This window comes from Mesorhizobium sp. M0491, from assembly GCF_040321265.1.
Taxonomy (GTDB): domain Bacteria; phylum Pseudomonadota; class Alphaproteobacteria; order Rhizobiales; family Rhizobiaceae; genus Mesorhizobium.
The window spans coordinates 57,724-77,222 of record NZ_JAMYRE010000014.1; the positions used below are offsets into that span (position 1 = coordinate 57,724).

Annotated in this window: 18 protein-coding genes; 1 reads left to right on the top strand and 17 read right to left on the bottom strand. The window is 62.5% G+C overall.

Annotation, left to right across the window (positions count from 1 at the left end; translation table 11 throughout):
• Positions 1-94: 94 nt before the first annotated feature.
• From curA to NKI69_RS19395, 5 genes are all read right to left on the bottom strand, one after another.
• Positions 95-1,114, bottom strand: coding sequence for an NADPH-dependent curcumin/dihydrocurcumin reductase (gene curA / locus NKI69_RS19375; RefSeq protein WP_352722371.1), 1,020 nt, complete (start codon positions 1,112-1,114; stop codon positions 95-97).
• Between the two features lie 24 nt (positions 1,115-1,138).
• Positions 1,139-2,461 (bottom strand): LLM class flavin-dependent oxidoreductase, encoded by a 1,323-nt coding sequence (locus NKI69_RS19380; RefSeq protein WP_352722372.1) that lies wholly within the window; start codon positions 2,459-2,461, stop codon positions 1,139-1,141.
• A 166-nt stretch (positions 2,462-2,627) separates the two neighbouring features.
• Positions 2,628-3,710 (bottom strand): amino acid ABC transporter permease, encoded by a 1,083-nt coding sequence (locus NKI69_RS19385; RefSeq protein ID WP_352675945.1) that lies wholly within the window; start codon positions 3,708-3,710, stop codon positions 2,628-2,630.
• Complete coding sequence (locus NKI69_RS19390; protein ID WP_352722373.1) at positions 3,707-4,855, bottom strand: amino acid ABC transporter permease; 1,149 nt, start codon at positions 4,853-4,855, stop codon at positions 3,707-3,709. The genes NKI69_RS19385 and NKI69_RS19390 overlap by 4 nt, the downstream gene beginning before the upstream one ends.
• Positions 4,856-4,913: 58 nt before the next feature.
• Complete coding sequence (locus NKI69_RS19395) at positions 4,914-5,948, bottom strand: amino acid ABC transporter substrate-binding protein (RefSeq protein WP_352722374.1); 1,035 nt, start codon at positions 5,946-5,948, stop codon at positions 4,914-4,916.
• A gap of 157 nt (positions 5,949-6,105) precedes the next feature.
• Between NKI69_RS19395 and NKI69_RS19400 the strand changes: the two genes are divergently transcribed.
• Positions 6,106-6,378, top strand: a complete 273-nt coding sequence (locus tag NKI69_RS19400; RefSeq protein WP_352722375.1) for a hypothetical protein — start codon at positions 6,106-6,108, stop codon at positions 6,376-6,378.
• Between the two features lie 2 nt (positions 6,379-6,380).
• Here NKI69_RS19400 and NKI69_RS19405 read toward each other — a convergent pair whose 3' ends face one another.
• The 12 genes from NKI69_RS19405 to NKI69_RS19460 all read right to left on the bottom strand — a co-directional run bounded on the left by NKI69_RS19405 (position 6,381) and on the right by NKI69_RS19460 (position 19,498).
• Positions 6,381-7,400 carry an isopenicillin N synthase family dioxygenase gene (locus NKI69_RS19405; RefSeq protein ID WP_352722376.1) on the bottom strand — a complete coding sequence of 340 codons (1,020 nt, stop codon included), beginning with the start codon at positions 7,398-7,400 and terminating at the stop codon, positions 6,381-6,383.
• A 2-nt stretch (positions 7,401-7,402) separates the two neighbouring features.
• On the bottom strand, positions 7,403-7,741 hold the full coding sequence (locus NKI69_RS19410; protein WP_352722377.1) for a hypothetical protein: 339 nt from the start codon (positions 7,739-7,741) through the stop codon (positions 7,403-7,405).
• Positions 7,738-8,529, bottom strand: a complete 792-nt coding sequence (locus NKI69_RS19415; RefSeq protein ID WP_352722378.1) for an ABC transporter ATP-binding protein — start codon at positions 8,527-8,529, stop codon at positions 7,738-7,740. Before NKI69_RS19415 ends, NKI69_RS19410 begins: the two co-directional genes overlap by 4 nt.
• Positions 8,523-9,524 carry an ABC transporter permease gene (locus NKI69_RS19420; RefSeq protein ID WP_128302599.1) on the bottom strand — a complete coding sequence of 334 codons (1,002 nt, stop codon included), beginning with the start codon at positions 9,522-9,524 and terminating at the stop codon, positions 8,523-8,525. Before NKI69_RS19420 ends, NKI69_RS19415 begins: the two co-directional genes overlap by 7 nt.
• A gap of 11 nt (positions 9,525-9,535) precedes the next feature.
• Positions 9,536-10,570: an ABC transporter substrate-binding protein gene (locus NKI69_RS19425; RefSeq protein WP_023809077.1), complete on the bottom strand. Its 1,035-nt coding sequence runs from the start codon at positions 10,568-10,570 to the stop codon at positions 9,536-9,538.
• A 60-nt stretch (positions 10,571-10,630) separates the two neighbouring features.
• Entirely contained in the window at positions 10,631-11,956 is a 1,326-nt protein-coding gene (locus NKI69_RS19430; protein ID WP_023809078.1) for an O-acetylhomoserine aminocarboxypropyltransferase/cysteine synthase family protein, read from the bottom strand.
• Between the two features lie 29 nt (positions 11,957-11,985).
• Positions 11,986-13,038 (bottom strand): isopenicillin N synthase family dioxygenase, encoded by a 1,053-nt coding sequence (locus NKI69_RS19435; protein ID WP_023809079.1) that lies wholly within the window; start codon positions 13,036-13,038, stop codon positions 11,986-11,988.
• Between the two features lie 175 nt (positions 13,039-13,213).
• Complete coding sequence (locus NKI69_RS19440) at positions 13,214-14,851, bottom strand: dipeptide ABC transporter ATP-binding protein (RefSeq protein WP_023809080.1); 1,638 nt, start codon at positions 14,849-14,851, stop codon at positions 13,214-13,216.
• Positions 14,848-15,690 (bottom strand): ABC transporter permease, encoded by an 843-nt coding sequence (locus tag NKI69_RS19445; RefSeq protein ID WP_023809081.1) that lies wholly within the window; start codon positions 15,688-15,690, stop codon positions 14,848-14,850. Before NKI69_RS19445 ends, NKI69_RS19440 begins: the two co-directional genes overlap by 4 nt.
• A gap of 4 nt (positions 15,691-15,694) precedes the next feature.
• On the bottom strand, positions 15,695-16,672 hold the full coding sequence (locus tag NKI69_RS19450; protein WP_023809082.1) for an ABC transporter permease: 978 nt from the start codon (positions 16,670-16,672) through the stop codon (positions 15,695-15,697).
• A gap of 18 nt (positions 16,673-16,690) precedes the next feature.
• Positions 16,691-18,268 (bottom strand): ABC transporter substrate-binding protein, encoded by a 1,578-nt coding sequence (locus tag NKI69_RS19455; RefSeq protein ID WP_023809083.1) that lies wholly within the window; start codon positions 18,266-18,268, stop codon positions 16,691-16,693.
• A gap of 237 nt (positions 18,269-18,505) precedes the next feature.
• Positions 18,506-19,498 carry an ABC transporter permease gene (locus NKI69_RS19460; RefSeq protein WP_023809084.1) on the bottom strand — a complete coding sequence of 331 codons (993 nt, stop codon included), beginning with the start codon at positions 19,496-19,498 and terminating at the stop codon, positions 18,506-18,508.
• Position 19,499 lies beyond the last annotated feature (1 nt).

Below are 19,499 nucleotides of genomic sequence, written 5' to 3' on the forward strand. Positions count from 1 at the left end.
TCTAACTCCTTGTTTACGCAATTCCGGACGGAAAAGCGTTTCACACTTTTCCTGAAATTGCTCGAGGCAGCCCCGACTGATCGTTGCGCAACAATTATTTCGCGATACGCACGATCAGCTTGCCGAAATTCCTGCCTTCGAGAAGGCCAAGAAAGGCCTGTGGCGCATTTTCGATGCCATCCACGATATCTTCCCTGTATCGAACCCGGCCGGATGCTATCCAGTCGGCCATCTCGCGGTAGAAGGCCGGGCGCTGGTCGACAAATTCGCGCTGGATGAAACCCCTGATCGTCAGGCTGCGGTGCAGCACTTGCTGCATCAATGTCGGCAACCGGTCGGTGCCGGCATCCGCGATGACGTTGTACTGCGCGATCAGCCCGCAGACCGGCACACGCGCAAACTCGTTCAACAGCGGAAACACCGCGTCCCAGACAGGACCGCCGACATTCTCGAAATAGATGTCGATGCCGCCGGGGCAAGCTGCCTTCAACTGCTCTGCAAAATCGTCGGCCCGGTGATCGACGACCGCGTCAAAGCCCAGCTCGTCTCGCACGAAGGCGCACTTTTCGGCACCGCCGGCAATGCCGACGGCACGCGCTCCCTTGATGCGCGCGATCTGGCCGACGGCCGACCCGACCGCACCGCTGGCGGCCGCCACGACGACCGTTTCGCCAAGCTTCGGCTGTCCGATGGTGAGCAGACCGGCATAGGCGGTGAAGCCCGGCATTCCGAGCACACCCAGTGCGGTCGTGATGGGCGCCGCCGCGGGATCGAGCTTGCGCAGCCCAACACCGTCGGACAATGCAAAACTCTGCCATCCGGAGTGGGACAGGACGATGTCGCCTTCAGCAAATTCCGGATGGCGAGAGATCATCACACGCGCGACGGTGCCGCCCTCCATCACACCGTCGACATCGACCGGCCTGGCATAGGATTTGGTGGCGTTCATACGACCGCGCATATAGGGATCGAGCGACAGATAAAGGATCTGCAACAGCAGTTCGCCCTCTCCCGGCTGGTCAAGGTCAACCGTCTCGATGCGGAAATGATCCGGCTTCGGCCGGCCTTGCGGTCGCGCCGCGAGCACGATGCGGGTGTTGGACTGGATTGACATGGAGACCTCTCCGCGAAGGATGTTCTACTCGAAAAACCGGTTGGGCGGCCGCTTCAGGCCGAGATTCTCGCGCAGTGTCGACCCCTCATATTGCCGCCTGAAGATGCCTCGCCGTTGCAATTCCGGCACCACTTTCTCGGCAAAATCATCGAGCCCTGCCGGCAGGTAGGGAAACATGATGTTGAACCCGTCGGAGCCCTCGGCAACCAGCCATTCCTCCATCTCGTCGGCGATTGTTTCAGGCGTGCCGACAAAAGCAAGCCCGGAATAGCCGCCCAGCCTTTGCGCAAGCTGCCTAACGGTCAGGTTCTCCTCGCGCGCCAGTTCGATGACGCGCTCGCGGCCACTCTTCGAGGCATTGGTCTCGGGGATTTCGGGCAAGGGCGCGTCGGGATCAAAACCGGACGCATCATGTCCGATCGCGATCGACAGCGAGGCGATGCCGCTCTCGTAATAGACGAGGCTGTCGAGCTTAGCCCGTTTGGCCTGCGCGTCCTCGACGCTGTCGCCGACCACGACAAAGGCACCGGGCAGGATTTTGATGTCGTCGCGCGAGCGGCCAAGTTTCTCCGCACGGCCTTTGACGTCGGCGAAGAAACGCTGCCCCGAGGCGAGATCGGCATGGGCGGCGAAAATGACTTCCGCCGTTTCGGCAGCCAGCTGTCGCCCCGCCTCCGAGGCGCCGGCCTGGACGATGACCGGCCAGCCTTGGATAGGCCGCGAGATGTTGAGCGGACCGCGCACCGAAAGATGCTCGCCCTTATGGTCAAGCACATGCAGCTTTGCGGGGTCGAAATAGAGCCCGCTTTCGGCGTCGCGGATGAATGCATCGTCGGCGAAGCTGTCCCACAGGCCGGTGACGACATCGTAGAATTCCCGTGCCCGCCGATAACGCTCATCATGCTCGACATGCTCGTCGAGGCCGAAGTTCAGCGCCGCGTCAGGGTTGGACGTGGTGACGATGTTCCAGCCGGCGCGTCCGCCGCTGATATGGTCCAGCGAGGCGAAGCGGCGGGCAACATGATAGGGCGCGTCGAACGTCGTCGATGCGGTAGCGACCAGCCCGATATGGTCGGTGACGGCGGCGAGCGCCGACAGCAGCGTGAATGGCTCGAACGACGTGACAGTGTGGCTGCGCCGCAGCGCCTCGATCGGCATGTTGAGAACGGCCAGATGGTCGGCCATGAAGAACGCGTCGAATTTCGCCGCCTCCAGCGTCTGGGCGAAGCGTTTCAGATGCGCGAAATTGAAATTGGCATCGGGATAGGCGCCCGGGTAACGCCAGGCGCCGGTGTGCAGACTGACGGGGCGCATGAAGGCGCCGAGGCGCAATTGTTTTCGTGTCATGTGGCGGATATCTCGGACGTTGGAGATTAAACAAATCTCGACGAGGATCGACCTCCATCAAGGCACGGGGAAGGTATTGCGTTCCCCCGCCACGCGCTTCCGCAGCATTCGCTTCCCCGCCGCCAGCGCAAAATGGCACAGCGCTCCGCCGGCGAGCTTTATGGGCTCAGTGTCGCTGCGACCGGCGCAGATATGTCTCCAGCCAGAGGCTGTAGCGTGAGCCGCCGAAGCACAGCACGAAATAGATCAGCGCAGCGAACAGATAGGCCTCGTCGTAGTAGCCGAGCCACTGCGGATCGGCCGCCGAGGATCGGGCCGCATTGAGCAGGTCGAAAATGCCGATGACGGCAAGCAGCGATGTCGCCAGCAGGAAGCCGATCGCCAGATTGACCATGCCGGGAATGACCAGACGCAGCGCCTGCGGCAGGACAACGAGCTGCATCGTACGCCAATAGCCGAGGCCAAGCGCAGTCGCGGCCTCGTGCTGGCCCGCCGGTATCGCCTGGAGGCCGGCACGAACGACCTCGGCGACATAGGCCGACCAGAACAGCGTGATCATGATCATCGCCCGGACATTCTTGTCGATCAGCTGGCCATTCGGAATGGCCATTGGCAGGATGAGCATCGCCACATAGAGGATGGCCACCATCGGCGTGCCACGCATCAGTTCGATAAAGGCGATCGCAAGCGTGCGCAGGCCGCCCATGCCGGAACGCCGCGCCAGGGCGAGCAGGATCGCCAGCGGCGTCGCCAGTCCGAAGCAGACCGACCATACGAACAGCGTCACGGCCAGCCCGCCCCACTGGTTCGATGGGACGGCGGGAGGCACCAGCGTGCCGGACATCAAGATCCAGCTGGCGACGATGACGACAGGCCAGGCGACGAGCAATCCCTTGCGCCAAAATCGCGGCTGAGCGGTGATGACGAGGAGCCCCAGCAGCAGCACCATGACGACGAGCGGGCGCCATTGCAGCGCCGGCGGATAGAAGGCGAACAGGATGAAGCGGAATTTCGCCCCCACGAACGCCCAGCATGCGCCGTTGGCGAGTGCACAGTCGGCTGAGGTTCCGGTCCATGTCGCGTCGAATACGCCCCAGCGCAGCAGTGGCGGTACGATCCAGCCCAGCAACGCCACCGTAACCAGGGTGATGACTGAATTGAGCGGGGTGCCGAAAAGCCCGATCTTCAACGTCCGCAGCGTTGCCGACGATCGCCACGGTCGTAGGTAAACAGCGTCGGAGATGCTCATGTCCTCGCAATTCCTCTGAGAGCGACACGCCGGTTGTAGTGGTTCATGGCGGCCGATACGGACAGGTTGATCGCCAGATAGATGCCTATCAGCAGTGTCAGCGCTTCCAGCGACTGCCCGGTCGTGTTGGCGGTGGTGTTGATGATGCTGACGAGATCAGGGTAGCCGATGGCAACCGCAAGGCTGGAATCCTTGGTCAGGTCCAGGTAGCTGGACGTTGTCAGCGGCGTGATGACGCGCAAGGCCTGCGGCAGCACGACGAGCCGCATGATCTGGCCGCTGTGCAGGCCAAGCGCCCGGGACGCTTCCCATTGGCCACGGTCGACCGACTGGATGCCGGCTCGCACGATCTCGGCGATTGCCGCCGAAGACTTGACCACCAGGCCCGTCAACAGTGCCGTGAATTCCGGCGTCAGATTGTAGCCGCCGCGAATGTTGAAGCCAGCCAGCGCCGGTATCTCCCAGCTCGCACCGGCTCCGGTTAGAGGAAAGGTCAGCACAACGCCAGCCAGCAGCCCCGCGGTTGCGATGCCCAGCCGCCTGGCAGGCAAGCTGCCCTCGCGCCGCGCCCTCCAAAGGAAAGCCATATAGGCCAAGGCGAGGCCGACAAGCAGCCAGAGCGTCGGCGCCGACACACCATGAAAGGCGAGCCCGGGAACGAACACGCCCCGGTTGGTGAGGAAGAAACTGCCGAAGACCGAGAGCGCCTGGCGTGGCGAGGGAAACGATTTTGCCAGCGAAATCCAGAAGAACAGCTGAAGCAGAAGCGGCGTGTTGCGGACGATCTCGACATACCAGCGCACGAGCGCGGCCAGCAACAGATTGCCTGAGAGGCCGGCAACACCGAGAGCAACGCCGAGGATCGTGGCGAGCAGACATCCAAGCGCTGCCACCGTCAGCGTGTTCAGAAGACCGGCCAGGATCGCGCGCGCATAGGGGTCGCCCGCCCTGAAGGCGATCGGCGCCTCGCCGATCTCGAAATTCGCCGGCCTGCCGAGGAAGTCGAACCCCGGCGTGATGCCGATGCGCGCCATGGTCGCGGCGGTGTTGTGGCCGAGCAGCCAGAACAGGGCGATGACAGCCGCGATCACCGCGATCTGGGTCAGCGGCCAGTCGCCCCACCACCTGGACAACTTGCGTAACATGCCGGGTCCGTCTGGACCCGGCACGGTTTCGTCCGTCAATGACATTGGCTGAAGGGTCTCAGCGGAACGGCGGTGAGTACAGCAGACCACCGTTGGTCCACAGGCTGTTGTAGCCGCGCTCCCAACCGAGCGGTTTCAGGTTCCGGTCATAGATTTCGCCGTAATTGCCGACAGTCTTGACGATATTATAGGCCCATTTCGGATCGAGGCCGATCGCCTGGGCGAGCGACGGGTCGACGCCGAGAAAGCGCTGGATGGCCGGATCCGGCGATTTCAGGAACTCGTCGACATTCTTGCTGGTGATGCCCCATTCCTCGGCCTGGATGGTTGCGTTGACCGTCCAGTTGACGATTTCGAGCCAGCGGTCGTCGCCACCGGCGATTGCCGGTGCGAGCGGCTCCTTCGACAGCCGCTCGGGCAGGATAATGTAGTCATCGGGCTTCTTCAGCTGGGTCCGCTTGCCAACGAGATCGGACGAGTCCTGCGTGATGGCGTCGACGCGCCCTGTCTCCAGCGCGTTGATGAATTCGCCGGTGTCCTCGATCGTCACCGGTGTGAACTTCTTGCCGGTCTTGCGGAAGAAATCGGCGATGTTCAACTCGCCGGTCGTACCGCTCTGAACGCCGATCGTGGCACCGTCCAGGTCGGCAGCCTTGGTGACGCCGAGGTCCTTGCGCACAAGGATGCCCTGGCCGTCGTAGAAAACCGTCGGACCGAAATGGAAGCCGAGCTGGAAGGCACGCGTGATCGTTACCGTCACGCCCGACAGCAGAATGTCGAACTCACCGGCCTGGAGCGCCGGCAGGCGCTGCTGCGGCGAAGAGTTGGTGAACTCTACGTTGTCCGGGTCGCCAAAGACAGTGATCGCCAGGGCGCGTCCATAGTCGGCGAAGAAGCCTTGCCAGCGACCGTTGCTGTCCGGCGAGAAGAAACCGGGTGTCGTGCCGACACCGACCTTGATGGAGCCACGCTCCTTGATCTTGTCGAGCGTCGGGCCCGCATAGGTCGCGGTCGAAAACAATCCCGCCGCCACCACCAGCGTCGTCGCCAGTGCCGTCCTCCAACCGGCGCCAAGCCGCGTTGCAATCGTCATGTCAGTCAACTCCTGAGGTTCATTGTTGTCAGCCGATCGCGGAACGTCCCCCGCTCTGTTCGACTGCCCCGAAGTTAACTCTATAATTTTTGTATACTAAGGAACGGCAATCCATTTTTTTGCCTGTCCGGAAAGCAGATTGCTTCGAAAATGCACATTGGCGGCGAATGCGAACCGCGCCGTTCCCGAATGGATTGCTTATGCGAAGGATATGTTCGCGCCGCTGAAGATGGAGATCGCGCGGCAAAAAATGGCCGGGCTCGAATACGGCCCGGCCAATAGAAGGTCAAAACCTTCAGAGGGGAACACCGTCCAGCGGAATGGGAGGAAACCGCCGAACGATTTTACCTTTTTGGGCTTATTTCGAAGCCTTGGCGACGAATGGCATTCCAAAAAACAAGTGAAACGGCAAAAATTCGTGCGCCGCTGAGCTCACGAACCCGCCATTCCGGTCTCGAGAATATCGGCATAGTGGCGGCGTGCCACGTCCGGATGGGAACGCAGCCGGCTTTTGAGCACATTGGTGCCGACATCGCGGAACAACGGGTTGTCGGGATCGCTTGCCGGTCCGCGCGCCTGCGCCGCCAGTTCCTCGGAAAGGCCAAGAAGCGGGATGGTCGCATCGAGCCGCGCGCTGAAGAAGAACGGGACGGAAATTCGCTCGACGCCGGCAGGCGGCGTCACGACGCGGTGCACGGTGGCCCGCAGATAGCCATTCGATGCCAGTTCGAGCAGTTCGCCGATGTTGACGACCAGCGTTCCCGCCAGCGGATCCACATTCACCCAGCTTCCGTCATATTCGACCTGCAGCCCCTTGTTGTCGTCCTGCAGCAGCAGGGTCAGGAAGCCGCCATCCTTGTGCGCGCCAACGCCCTGGTCGCCTTCGGTCGCGTCACGGCCGGGATAACGCACGATCTTCATCCGATGATTGGGCGAGTCCCGGTAGATCGCGTCGAAGGCGTCCTCGGGCTGATCGAGCGATAGTGCGAAAGCTTTCAACAGCCGAATCGCCACCGCGGTCGCCTTGGCCTGCCATGCAAGCAGTGCCGGCTTGAGCTCCGGCAATGCAGACGGCCACTGGTTCGGTCCCTGCAACCTTGTCCATGGTGCAATTCCAGGTCCCTGCGCTATGGGCTGGCGCTCGACGCCTAAATCGAGTTGCTCACGCCAATCGGCCGCGCCCCTGGTCAGTTCGCCACCGGCGCGGGTGTAGCCCCGGAACTGCTGGGATTTGACCATTTCGATCGCCAGCTTGTCGGCCTCCGGCAGCGCGAAGAACCGGCGCGAGGCATCGAGCACGTCGTCGATCTCCGAGGCGGAAATTCCGTGGCCGCTGAGATAGAAGAAGCCAACGTCTCGCGCCGCCGTGCGCAGGTCCAGGAGAAAGGTACGATATTCGGAGGCACCTTGTTCGAGACGGCTCAGATCGAGCACCGGCACAATTCTGGGCATGGTCAGGTTCCTTCTTTTTTCTGCTTTGGATTTTGCATGGAGTTCCCCCACAGAAGCGCGAAGCTGGAAATGATCGCTCCGGCCCACAACAGTTCGGGCGAATAGCGCCGGATGCCGAGGAAATGCCAAGTCTTGCACAACGACATGGCAAGCGAGCAGCGGTCAGACGTCTGCAGCAGACATGGCAGGGTGCGCTCGATTGGAAATCCGGTGTTCGACATGACCTGTGCGTAGACGATCGCCCACCAGACGAGAGCAATGAGCGTCAGGACAATTCCCGCCGCTTCCAGCCAGCGCGGCGAAAACAGTTTTCTGACCGATGCCGACGTATTTTCGGTCATGCCGAGAACCCGAGAATCTCGAGGATGTGCTGGCGTTGGGTTACGATGCGCGGATCGTCACGCCGCCGGGGGTAGGGCAGATCGACCGCGACCTCGGCCTTGATGCGTGCCGGGCGCTCGGTCAGCACGATGACGCGCCCGGACAACAGCAGCGCCTCTTCGACATCGTGGGTGACCAGAATGACCGTGTATTCGGCCTGCCGCCAGAGCGCCAAAAGCTCCTCCTGCATGGTCAGCCGGGTGAGTGAGTCCAGCCGGCCCAGCGGCTCATCGAGCAACAGCAGGCGCGGGTCATTGATCAGGGCACGCGCCAGCGCGGCGCGTTGCGCCATGCCGCCGGACAGCTGGTGCGGAAAGGCGGAGGCGAAAGCCTCGAGCTTGACCAGGCGAAGCGCACCATCGATCCGCTTCTGACTGCCAGGCAGGACGCCGCGCGCTTCCGGCCCGATGGCGACATTGTCGCGAACGGTCCGCCACGGAAACAGCGTCGGGTCCTGAAACACCAGGACGCGCGACGGATCCGGTCTGGCGACGATTGTCCCGTTTGCCAGCACCTCACCGCTGCTTGGCCGTTCCAGCCCTGCCGCCAGCCGCAGCAGGGTCGACTTGCCGCAGCCGGACGGACCGAGCAGCGCCACGAACTCGCCTGGCGCCACGGCCAGGTCGATCTGGCGCAGCACCGGCAAGGGTTGCCCATCCAGATCGTACTGATGCGAGACGCCGTGAAAGTCGACGGAAAGACCGGCAGAGTTATCGACCGCGACGCGAGTGGTGCCGAAGGCTACCATTGTACGACACCCTTCTGCCAACCGAGCAGCCGGTCGCGCGCGACGAACAGCAGCTTGACCAGACCCGAGCAGAGCAATGCCATGACGATCAGCATCGCGTAGACGTTGGCGTAGGCCGAATAGGCCGTCTGGAACTGCAGATACCAGCCCAGACCGTATTTCGCGCCGAGCATTTCGGCGACCACCAGCACGGCAAAGGAATAATACAGCCCCATGAACAGGCCGACGAAGACATGCGGCAGAGCGGCCGGTATCGCCACGCGAAGAACCAGATAGCGGCTGCTGGCGCCAAGCGTACGCGCCACGTCGTAGAAGGAGCGGTTGACCGAGTTGACGCCCGACGCGGTCAGGATCGCGACCGGTATGCCGGATGCAAGCGCGACCAGGAACAGGCTCGCCTGGAACGTCGTCGGGAACAGGAAGAAGGTTGCCGGGATCCAGGCGCTCGCCGGCACGGGGCCGATCAGCTTCAGCACCGGCATGCCCCAATAGGCGAAGTTTTTGGACCAGCCTAGCGCCACGCCGCCGATGAAGCCGACAATGATGCCGCTGAAGAAGCCGATGGTCCACAGCCGCGCGGTGTAAGCGATGCAGATGAGGATGCGTTGCCAGTCGACGATATAGACATGCAGGAGGCCGTGCGGCGGCGTGAAGAATGGTTTCGGCATCCAGCCGAGCTTGGCGGTGATCAACTCCCAGACCGCGAACCAAAGGCCCAGCACAATCAGCCATGGACCGTAGTGCATCAGCCCGCGGCCAAATCCGCCAAGCTTTTCGACGCTGAATGCAAGACCGGCCAGGATCATCGCTCCGGCGACCAGCAGGGCGACGAAGACATCGCGGCTACCCCACGGAACGACATCGGGGAAGGCAATCGTGACAATGGCAGCGAGCAGCCAAGCCGAGGCGGCATAGAGCCCGTGCTTCCACACCGGCCCGGCAGAAGCGGAAGAAACACTCTTTTCGCCTGCGTCCTCGTCGATCGCTGCGCTCATCACCGCAACCGTCAGGCCAGAATGTCGACCGTCACCCGCTGCGCGAGTTCCGCCGGGTCGGTGGTGGGATCGAGCACCTTGATCAGCGACAGATCAGCGGCCGCATGCTTCACCTGATCCTGCAGATCCTTGCCGACCGGATGGTTGTGCAACACCCATGACGCAATCTCGTCGCGGATATCTTCAAAGGGGAAACCCGGGTTGAGATTGTCGACGAACCACTTTGCCACCTCATCTGGATGCGCCGCGGCATATTCGTGGATCTCGATGTCGGCCTCGGCCAACCGCCGGATGGCATCCTTGTTGGCATCCAGGAAAGCCGAATTGACGCCAAGCACACAGCAGACTGCACCTTCGAACGAGCCGGTTTGCGTGTTGGCGACTTCCACAAGGTCGAACTTCTTCTTGTGGGAATAGGCCCACGGATCGAGATGCGCCAGCGCATCGGCCTGACCCTTGCCAACCGTTTCGCCGACCAGATCGAACGGCACGTTGAGCCAGTTCACATCATTTTCGGGATCGAGGCCTGCCTTGGCCAGCGCAACCTGGAAGGAGTGCTTTGGCGGGCTGGCGACGTCATAGGAGACGATGGTCTTGCCCTTCAGACCTTCGAGCGTGGTGACGCCGGAGGCCTCGGACGCCAGCAGCCTTGTACAGCCGCCATGTGAGCCGACGAACAGCTTGACGTCCAGCCCCTGCTCCAGCGGCTTGACCCAGTCATAGAGCAAGCCGGCGCCGGCATCCGTCTTGTTGGTGGCGATCGACTGGATCAGCGTCTGGCCGCTGGCACCTTGATAGTAGAGTTCGATGTCGAGATCATGCCTGGCATAGATGCCCTTCGAAAGGGCGAAGGCGATCGGCGAATGGCAGGCCGCGAACTCGGTCCATGACAACCGCACCTTGGTCGCATTGCCGGCTATGGCGTAGCTGGTCGGCCTGGCGAGCAGGGCCACAGCCGCGGCGCCAACACCGAGTGTGCCGGCGGCGCGCAACACGCCGCGCCGCGAGATCTTCGATGTTGCCCCGATTTTCCTGCTGGAAGTCATTGTACCCTCCTGTGACCGGATCGATGTGGAGCCGACGATTTGTTCGCCAGCAGAAATGCCTCAGGCGGCCTTCAATTCGCGATCGCCGACGGCCTGATCGAGCGCCTGTTCAAGATCGCGAATGATGTCGTCAGGATGCTCGATGCCGACGGAAAGCCTGACATAACCGGGCGTCACGCCGGTCGCGAGCTGCTCTTCCGGCGAAAGCTGCGAGTGGGTCGTGGTCGATGGATGGATAGCCAGCGAGCGCGCATCGCCGATGTTGGCGACGTGATAGAGCAGCTTCAACCCGTTGATGAAGGAACGTCCAGCCTCGCGGCCATCCTTGAGTTCGAACCCGACCAGCGCGCCGTAGCTGCCCTGACGGAAATAGGCGTCGGCCCGGCGCTTGCTCTCGCCGCTTTGGTAGCGTGGGAAGATGACGTTGCTTACCTTTGGATGACCGCGCAGAAACTCCGCCACCTTGATGGCGTTCTCATTGTGTTGACGGAGGCGCAAGGGCAGCGTCTCCAGGCCCTGCAGCAGCTGGAAGGCATTGAACGGGCTGATCGCGGCACCGACGTCGCGCAGAAGCACGGTGCGGATGCGCAGTACATACGCCACCGGTCCAAGCGCTTTGGCCGCCTCGACCCAAACCTTGCCGTGATAGCTTGGATCGGGCTGGTTCAGCGTCGGGAAGCGTTCGGCATGGTCTTCCCATGGGAAGTTGCCGCCATCGATGACGATGCCGCCGATCGAGGTTCCGTGGCCGCCAATGTATTTCGTCGCCGAATAGACCACGACAGCCGCGCCATGGTCGAACGGCCTGATGCTCAGCGGTGCCGCGGTGTTGTCGACGATCAACGGCACGCCGAGCGACCGGCCGATGTCAGCGACTTCCTTGATCGGGAAGACTTGCAGCTTCGGATTGGGCAGCGATTCCGCATAGTAGGCGCGTGTCCGCGCATCGGTGGCACGGCGGAAATTCTCAGGGTCGGACGGATCGACGAACCGTACTTCCACCCCCAGGTGCTTCAGGGTCGCGGCAAAAAGGGCCCAGGTGCCGCCATAGAGATCGGTGGCGGAGACGATGTTGTCGCCGGCGCCGGCAAGGTTCAGCACCGAATAGGCTGAAGCCGCCTGGCCGGAGGACACAAGAAGGGCAGCAGCACCCCCTTCCAGCGCCGCGATGCGGGTCTCCAGCGCATCCTGCGTCGGGTTCGAGACGCGCGTGTAGATATGGCCGATCTCATCGAGGGCGAACAGCCGGTCGGCATGGCCGGTGTCCTGGAACTGGTAAGACGTGGTCTGGTAAATAGGTACGGCAACGGCGCCGGTGGCGGGATCGGCGCGCCAGGAGCCGCCGTGAAGGGCAAGGGTCTCGGGAGAAAGATTTTCCAGGGTCATTTATCGTTCCTTCCTGATGGTTGTGGCGGTCAAGCGACCGGGACAGCTTCGGCGCGTGCCTGGACGGCCAGCAGATCGGCGTGATGGCGCCGCGCGACGTCGGGATGCGAACGCAACCGGCTCTTCAGCGCGTTTTGCCCGGAATTGCGGTAGAGCGGATTCTGCGGATCGCGGGTGACCCCGTTCGCCTGCGCCTTCAGGTGCGGCGCCAAATCCAGGAGCGGAATCTCGGCATCGAACGGAGCGCCGAGGAAGAAGGCGACCGACAGCCGGTCGGTGCCGGCTGGCGGCGTTACGACCCGGTGCACGGTGGCCTTCAGGTAGCCATCGGTCGCCATTTCCAGCAGTTCGCCGATGTTGACGACAAAGGTGCCGGCGCGCGGCTCGGCGTCAATCCAATCGCCATCGGCGCTTTCGACCTGCAGCCCCTTCTGCCTTTCCTGCAGCAGGAGCGTCAGGAAGCCGCTGTCCTTGTGCGCACCGACGCCTTGCTCGCTTTCGGTCGCGTCACGGCCGGGATAGCGGATGATCTTGATGAGGTGGTTCGGCGTGCCGGCATAGATGGCTTCGAAAGCACCCTCATCCTGCTCCAGGACAATGGCAAAGGCTTTCAGCAGGCGCGTCGAAAGATCGGTGAGGCGATCCTGCCACTCCAGCAGAAGCGGCTTCAGCTCGGGCAAGGCGGTCGGCCATTGGTTTGGTCCCTGCAGGCGCGTCCAGGCCGGCAACGAGGCATTGCGCGGCAGCGCCGGTGCCTCCGAGCCGATGTCGACCTGCTCGCGCCAGTCCCTCTGGCCTTTCGTCAGTTCCTGTCCAATCCGGTTGTAGCCGCGGAAATGCGGCGAGTTGACCATCTCTATCTGGAGCTTGTCCTTGTCCGGCAAGGCAAAGAAACGTCGTGACGTGCCAAGCACATCGTCAATCAGCGATTGTGCGATGCCATGTCCGGTCAGGTAAAAAAAGCCAACATCCCGTGCAGCGCGCCGCAGTCCCTCGATGAATTCTTTGCGAGATGCCGGATCGGCTTCATAGCGGGAAAAATCCAGCACCGGAATCGTTTGTTTACCAGCAGAACTGCTCATTTCGACCTCTTGTTTGGTGATCGAAGCGTCGCACCGCAGGCGATGGAAACAAAGAAAACGCCATCCCTTTCGGTGGCAGGTGGGGAAATTCCAGTATCGCTCGGGCAAGACGGACAGCGCGTTTTTGTTAATTCTACAAGATTGGTAGATTTGCCCTGCGACCGGTATCACGCCTCTATTCCGCGGCGGCCCGGTCGATCTGGCTGCGGCTCCGCTCCCAGGACAGGCCTGGGACCGCCGCCAGCAGCGCACGCGCATAGTCGGATCCGGGACGTGTCAAAACCTGTTCGGCGGGACCGTCCTCGACGATCTTGCCGCTCTGCATGACGACGATGCGGTCGGCGATCGCCGAGGCGACACGAAGATCGTGCGTGATGAACAGCATCGACAGGCCAAGATCGCGTTTGATTTCCGCCAGAAGGTCGAGAATCTGCGCCTGTATCGAGACATCCAAGGCCGAGACCGGCTCGTCGGCGACGAGCAGGTCGGGCTCAAGCATGAGTGCTCGCGCCAGGCCAATACGCTGCCTTTGGCCGCCTGAAAAGGCATGCGGGAAACGATCGGCCGCACCGGGGTCAAGTCCGACGCGGACAAGGAGGCGGGACATGCTCTCCTCCGCCCTCTCGCGTGAAAGGCCGTTGACTATGGCGGCTTCGGTAAGGATGCGGCGGACGCGATGGCGCGGATTGAGGGAGGCGAACGGATCCTGAAACACCATCTGGATACGCGGACGTAAAGTGCGCTCCCGTGTCGTGCCGGCGAGATCGCCACCTTCGAAGCTCAGGCTGCCTTCATCCCAGTCGGCCAGTCCGACGACGCATTTGCCGAGCGTCGTCTTGCCCGAACCGGATTCACCGACGAGGGCCACCGTCTCGCCGCGCCCAATCGTCAAATTGACACCGTCCAGCGCCTTGGTGGCGGAGGCCTGTCGCCGCCAAGGCGCGCGGCGATCACGATAGGCCTTGCTCAGCCCGCGGACAACGAGAAACGGATCCCCTGCGTCCCGTCTTTGAATTGCACTGGTATGAAGAACCGGAACGGCTTCGATCAGGCGGCGTGTGTAGGGCTGCGATGGCGCTTCGAGGACGTCGTCTGCTCTGCCGCTCTCAATCACCCGGCCCTCCTTCATCACCACGACGCGATCGGCGATATCGGCGACCACGCCGATATCATGGGTGATGAACAGAACGGCGAGGCCGAGCCTTTCGCGGATTTCAAGGATCAGCCGCAGGATTTCCGCTTGCGTCGTGACGTCGAGCGCGGTGGTGGGTTCATCGGCGATCAGCAGGTCCGGATCATTGGCGATCGCCATGGCGATCATCACCCGTTGCCGCTGTCCGCCCGAGAGTTGGTGCGGGTAGCGGTGAATGATCGTCTCGGGATCCGGAAGCCTGGTTGCCCGCGCCAGTTCCAGCACGCGAGCGGTGCGCGCCTTGCGGTCGCCGTCATCATGCGCGGCGAGCGCTTCCTCGATCTGGCGGCCGATGGTCAGCACCGGATTGAGCGCGCTCATCGGTTCCTGGAAGATGAAGCCAATGCGCTTGCCGCGCAGCAGGCGGAACGAAGCCTCGCTGATCCCGGCAATGTCGCGGCCATCGAAACGGATCGCACCGGCGGCGATCCGGAGCTGCTTGGCAGGCAACAGGCCGGCAATGGCCGCGGCCAATACCGATTTGCCGGACCCGGATTCGCCGACCAGGCAGAGCACTTCGCCACGATCGATACGCAACGACACGTCTTCGACGGCCAATGCTCGATCGGCGTGCTCCGGCAAGGCGATGGAGAGACCCGCGATCTCGACCAGAGCCGTCATGCGCGCCCACCGCGATTGCTGTTGCGAGGGTTGAGCCAATGGTTCAGGCCGTCGCCGACGAGGTTCAGGGAAAGAACGGTGAGGAAGATCGCCAGGCCCGGAATGGTCGACAGCCACCAGTTGACGCGAAAGGCGGTCCTGCCGGTGCCGAGCAGATAGCCCCAGGAGACGAACTCGCGATTGCCCAGACCAAGGAAGCTGATGCCCGATTCGATCAGGATGACGGTCGCCGTCATCAACGAAGCGGCAACGATCACGGGCGACAGCACGTTGGGAAGGATGTGCCCCCAGATGATCCGGGCAGTCGACAGCCCGCCAACCCGTGCCGCCCGCACGAAGTCCTGGTTGACGAGGCTCAGCACCTCGGCCCGGACCAGCCGGGCGATCTGCGGCCAGCTGACGATTGCGATGGCCAGGATGATCGAAGCCAGCGAAGGCGCGACGATCGCAACGATGACGACCGTCAGCAGGAAGCTCGGGATGGTCTGGAAGAACTCGGTGAACCGCATGGCGACGTCGTCGACCCAGCCGCCGAAATAGCCGGCGACAGCACCTATCGCCGTGCCGAAGGCGACGGCGAGCAGCGTCACCGCCAGAGCGATCAGCAGCGTGACCTGCGCCCCGTGGGCGATGCCGGCCGCAAGATCACGGCCGAGCATGTCGGTGCCGAACAGATGACCCGGGCTGAAGGGCGGCAGGTTCGGGCGCGCAACCATGCGCCAGGGATCGCCCGGAAAGAGGATACCGGCGAAGATCGCCATCAGGAGGATCGCGATCAGGATCAGCGCGCCGGCGACGGCGCCCGGATGCCTAAGGAACGGGGTTCGCGGCAAGGCCATCGCCTCAAGCTCCCATTTCGATGCGCGGATCGGCGGCAACGTAGAGAAAATCCGCGGCCAGGTTGATGACGACGACGATTGTCGAGGTGATGAAGAAGATCGCCAGCAAGAGGTTGTAGTCCCGCTGCATGAGGGCATCGAAGGCGAGACGCCCGACGCCCGGCCAGGCGAACACCGTCTCGATCAGGATCGACCCGCCAATCAGTTGTCCGGCCTGCAAGGAGGCGAAGGTGATGATCGGCAGCAGCGCGTTCCTCAGCACATGCTGGCGCCAGATCAATCCCGGTTTCAGGCCCTTGGCCCTGGCGGTACGGACAAAATCGCGATCGAGCACGTCGAGCACCGAGGCGCGCGTCACGCGCATGTAGATGGCCATGTAGAACAGGCCGAGCGTCAGAGCCGGAAGAATGAGATGAACGGCGACATCCCCGACAAGCGAGAGATCCGACCCGCCCTCGCCCACCGTCTGCATGCCGTAGGACGGCAGCCAGTTCAGCCAGACCGAAAACAGCAGGATCGCCATCAGGCCGGTCCAGAACAGCGGCATGGCAAAGAACATCACCGAAATGCCGGTCAGCACGGTGTCGAGCAGACTGCCGGCGTGCCGAGCGGCGATAGACCCGAGCGCAATGCCGGTCCCCAACGCAAAGCAAAAGGCGGTCAATGTCAGAAGCAGTGTGGCCGGCAGCCTTTCCGCGATGATATCGACAACAGGACGCTGGTCGCGGTAGGATTGGCCGAAGTCGAGACGCGCCAGCGACTTGGTGTAGATCCACAATTGCTCGGGCACGGAGCGATCAAGCCCGAGATCGTGGCGCAGTTCCGCGACAAAGGCCGGGTCGGCCGCACCCTGGTCTCCGGCCAGGACGGATGCCGCATCTCCCGGTGCGAGGCGCAGCAGCACGAAGTTGAGCACGATAACCCCAAACAGGATGAGAACCGCGCGGGCGGCCCGTCCCGTCAGGAAGCCAAGACGATCCATCCTACCCAGCCCCGCCAGCTATTTCGCCAGCCAGACATCGGCGAAGTTTTCATCTGTGCCGAGACCGGTCGCGATCAGATTGTGAACCTTGGTTCGGTAGAGCGTCGGAAAGACGATGTCGTGCGTCCAGATGAGCGGCACGTCGGCGGAGATGATCTTCTGGGCTTGCGAATAGAGCGCCTTGCGCTTGTCGAAGTCGTTCTCATGGGCGGCGTCGGCCAGCAGTCTGTCGACCTCGGGGTTGGAATAGCCATGGACATTGCCGCCGGTCGTGCCCGCATTGTCGCCTTCGAGCGTGGTGTAGGCATAGCTGATGCCGATTGCCGGGTCGGGGGTGGTGTAGACAAAGTTTTCGGCAAGATCATAGTCGAAGGTGGTCAGCCGCTTGAACCAGCCCGGCACGTCGGTCGCCACGATGTTGACCTTGATGCCGACAGACGCCAGCGCCTCCCGGACATATTCCGCCTCGCGCTGCCACAGCTCGCCATAAGGCAGCGGAACGAACTGCAGTTCGAAGCGCACGCCGTTGGCGTCGGGCTTCAGGCCGGCCTCGTCGAGGATGGCGTTCGCCTTGGCCAGGTCGAATTCATATTTCGTTTCGACCGATGTGTCCTTGAACCGCGACAGACGCGACAGCGGGCCGTTGGTCTCGTGGCCGAATCCACCAAAGATCGTGTCGATGATGAACTGGCGGTCGATCGCATGCGCGATCGCCCGGCGCACCCGCGCATCGTCGAGCGGCTTGTGGCGGTTGTTGAGGTGGATGTAGCCGACCGGTTGAAGAAATTCCCAGCCTGCCTCGGTCAGTTGCACGCCATCGAGCCCGGCCAACCGCGTAATGTCGAAGTTCTCGACGTCGCCTGCGCGCAGCACATCCACCTGACCGGTTTCGAAAGCGATGGCGCGGCTGTTGGCGTCAGGGATGACGTGGAAGAAGATGTCGTTCAGATGGGGCTTGCCGGCATCCCAATAGTCAGGGTTGCGGACAAGGTGGATGAAGGACCCCTTCTTCCACTCGGCGAATTTGAACGGCCCGGTGCCGATGAACTTGCTGTTTGCCTCGGCGGTGCGAAAGTCGCTCACCCCTTCATAGAGATGGGCCGGCAGCACGGCGGTGTTGTGGACGTAGATAAAGGCTGGGTACGGCGCCTTGAGCGTGAACACCACGGTGTGGTCGTCCGGCGTGGCGATGCCCTTCACCTCCGCCAGGTTGAGTCGCGAGCGGGCCTGAAGTGCCGGCAGAAACTTCTGGAAGCTGAACACCACGTCCTTGGCCGTGAACGGCTGGCCGTCATGCCATTTTACATCGCGGCGCAGGTTGAAGGTGTAGACGAGGCCGTCATCCGAAATCGACCAGCTTTGCGCCAGGCGCGGCAGCGGCTTCAGATCGGCCGAATAGGTCAACAGGCTCTCGTAGATCTTGTTGCCGACATAGGTCGTCGGCCCGAGGCGATTGACGCCGATATTGACCGTCGGCGGCTCAGGCTGGACGATCAGGTTGAGCGTCCCGCCCGCCTCCTGTGCCGCAAGTCCGGTCAGCGTCAGAAGCGTGGCTGCCAGAGACAGCATGATGGTTCGCAACAGGCGGGAGATCATCGTGAATTCACCTTGTCGAGTAATTGATCGCGGAGCCTGAGATGTCGCTCCGCAGGAGAGTGTGGCTCCACCGAATGACGCGGCCGATCTGCTTGCGAATTGCGGTGCGAATTTGTGTAGTAAGATTATAGACAAAGGGATTATGATAAGGGAACATGCTTCATCGATGTCAGCCAGAGCGAATATTTTTCCCAATATCCGTGCTGAAATGAGAGCGAATTGCCTGATGGCGGGCGGTCACGACAGGCTCGCCGGGTCGCGCCATCTGGTTGTGATGTCGACGGCGAAGGTGCAGAACACGAACGATGCCGCGGCGAAGATCGTCGTCCCGATGACGACCGGAAAATCGCCTTCAAGCGCCGAGTTGATCGCCAGCCGGCCGACGCCGTCCAATCCGAAGATCGTCTCCGTGACGATCGCCCCACCCATGATGACGGCAAGCTCCAGGCCACCCAGCGTGATCACCGGATTGAGCGCGGCCTTCAACGCATGATCGTAATAGACCCGCCATTCCGGAACACCCTTGGCGCGCGCCGTCCTTATGTAGTCCTCGCCCAGAACCTCAAGCATGCTTGCGCGGATCAGCTGCTGGAAAATGCCGATCTCGGCAAGTGCCAGCGTCAGCCACGGCAGGGCCAGATGCCGGGCCCATTCGAACGGATCTTTCGTCAGCGGCACATAACCGCTGCTTGGAAACCAGAAGACCCCATGGTTGGAGAGCTGGAAGAACAGGAAATAGGAGATCAGGATGCCGGAGAGGAACGTCGGCACCGACAGGCTCGCATAGGCGAAGCCCGATATCAGCCTGTCCAGCCAGGAGCCCTGCCGGCGCGCGGCAATCACGCCAAGCAGGATCGACAGCGTCATCCAAATGACGACGGCACCAAGGGCGAGCGAAAGCGTCACCGGCACCTTGGACAGGATGAGGTCTGTCACCGGTGTCTGCTTGCGGAAGGAGTAGCCCAGCGCCGGCGGCCAGTGAGCGATCCCCATCGGCGCGCCCTGGATGTCGGGGCCGCGGTAGAGATAGTACCACAACTGCAGATACCATGGCTCGTTGAGCCGCAGCGCGTGTGCTATGGCATCGATCGCCTGCTGGCTGGCGTTGCGCGGCGCCAGCATCGCGGCCGGATTGCGATAGGCTATGCGGGTGATGAAGAACGCGATCACCAGCACGATCAGCAGCGTCGAGAGCGCCCGGAAGATCAGCCCGCCTGTGTGCCGGATCATG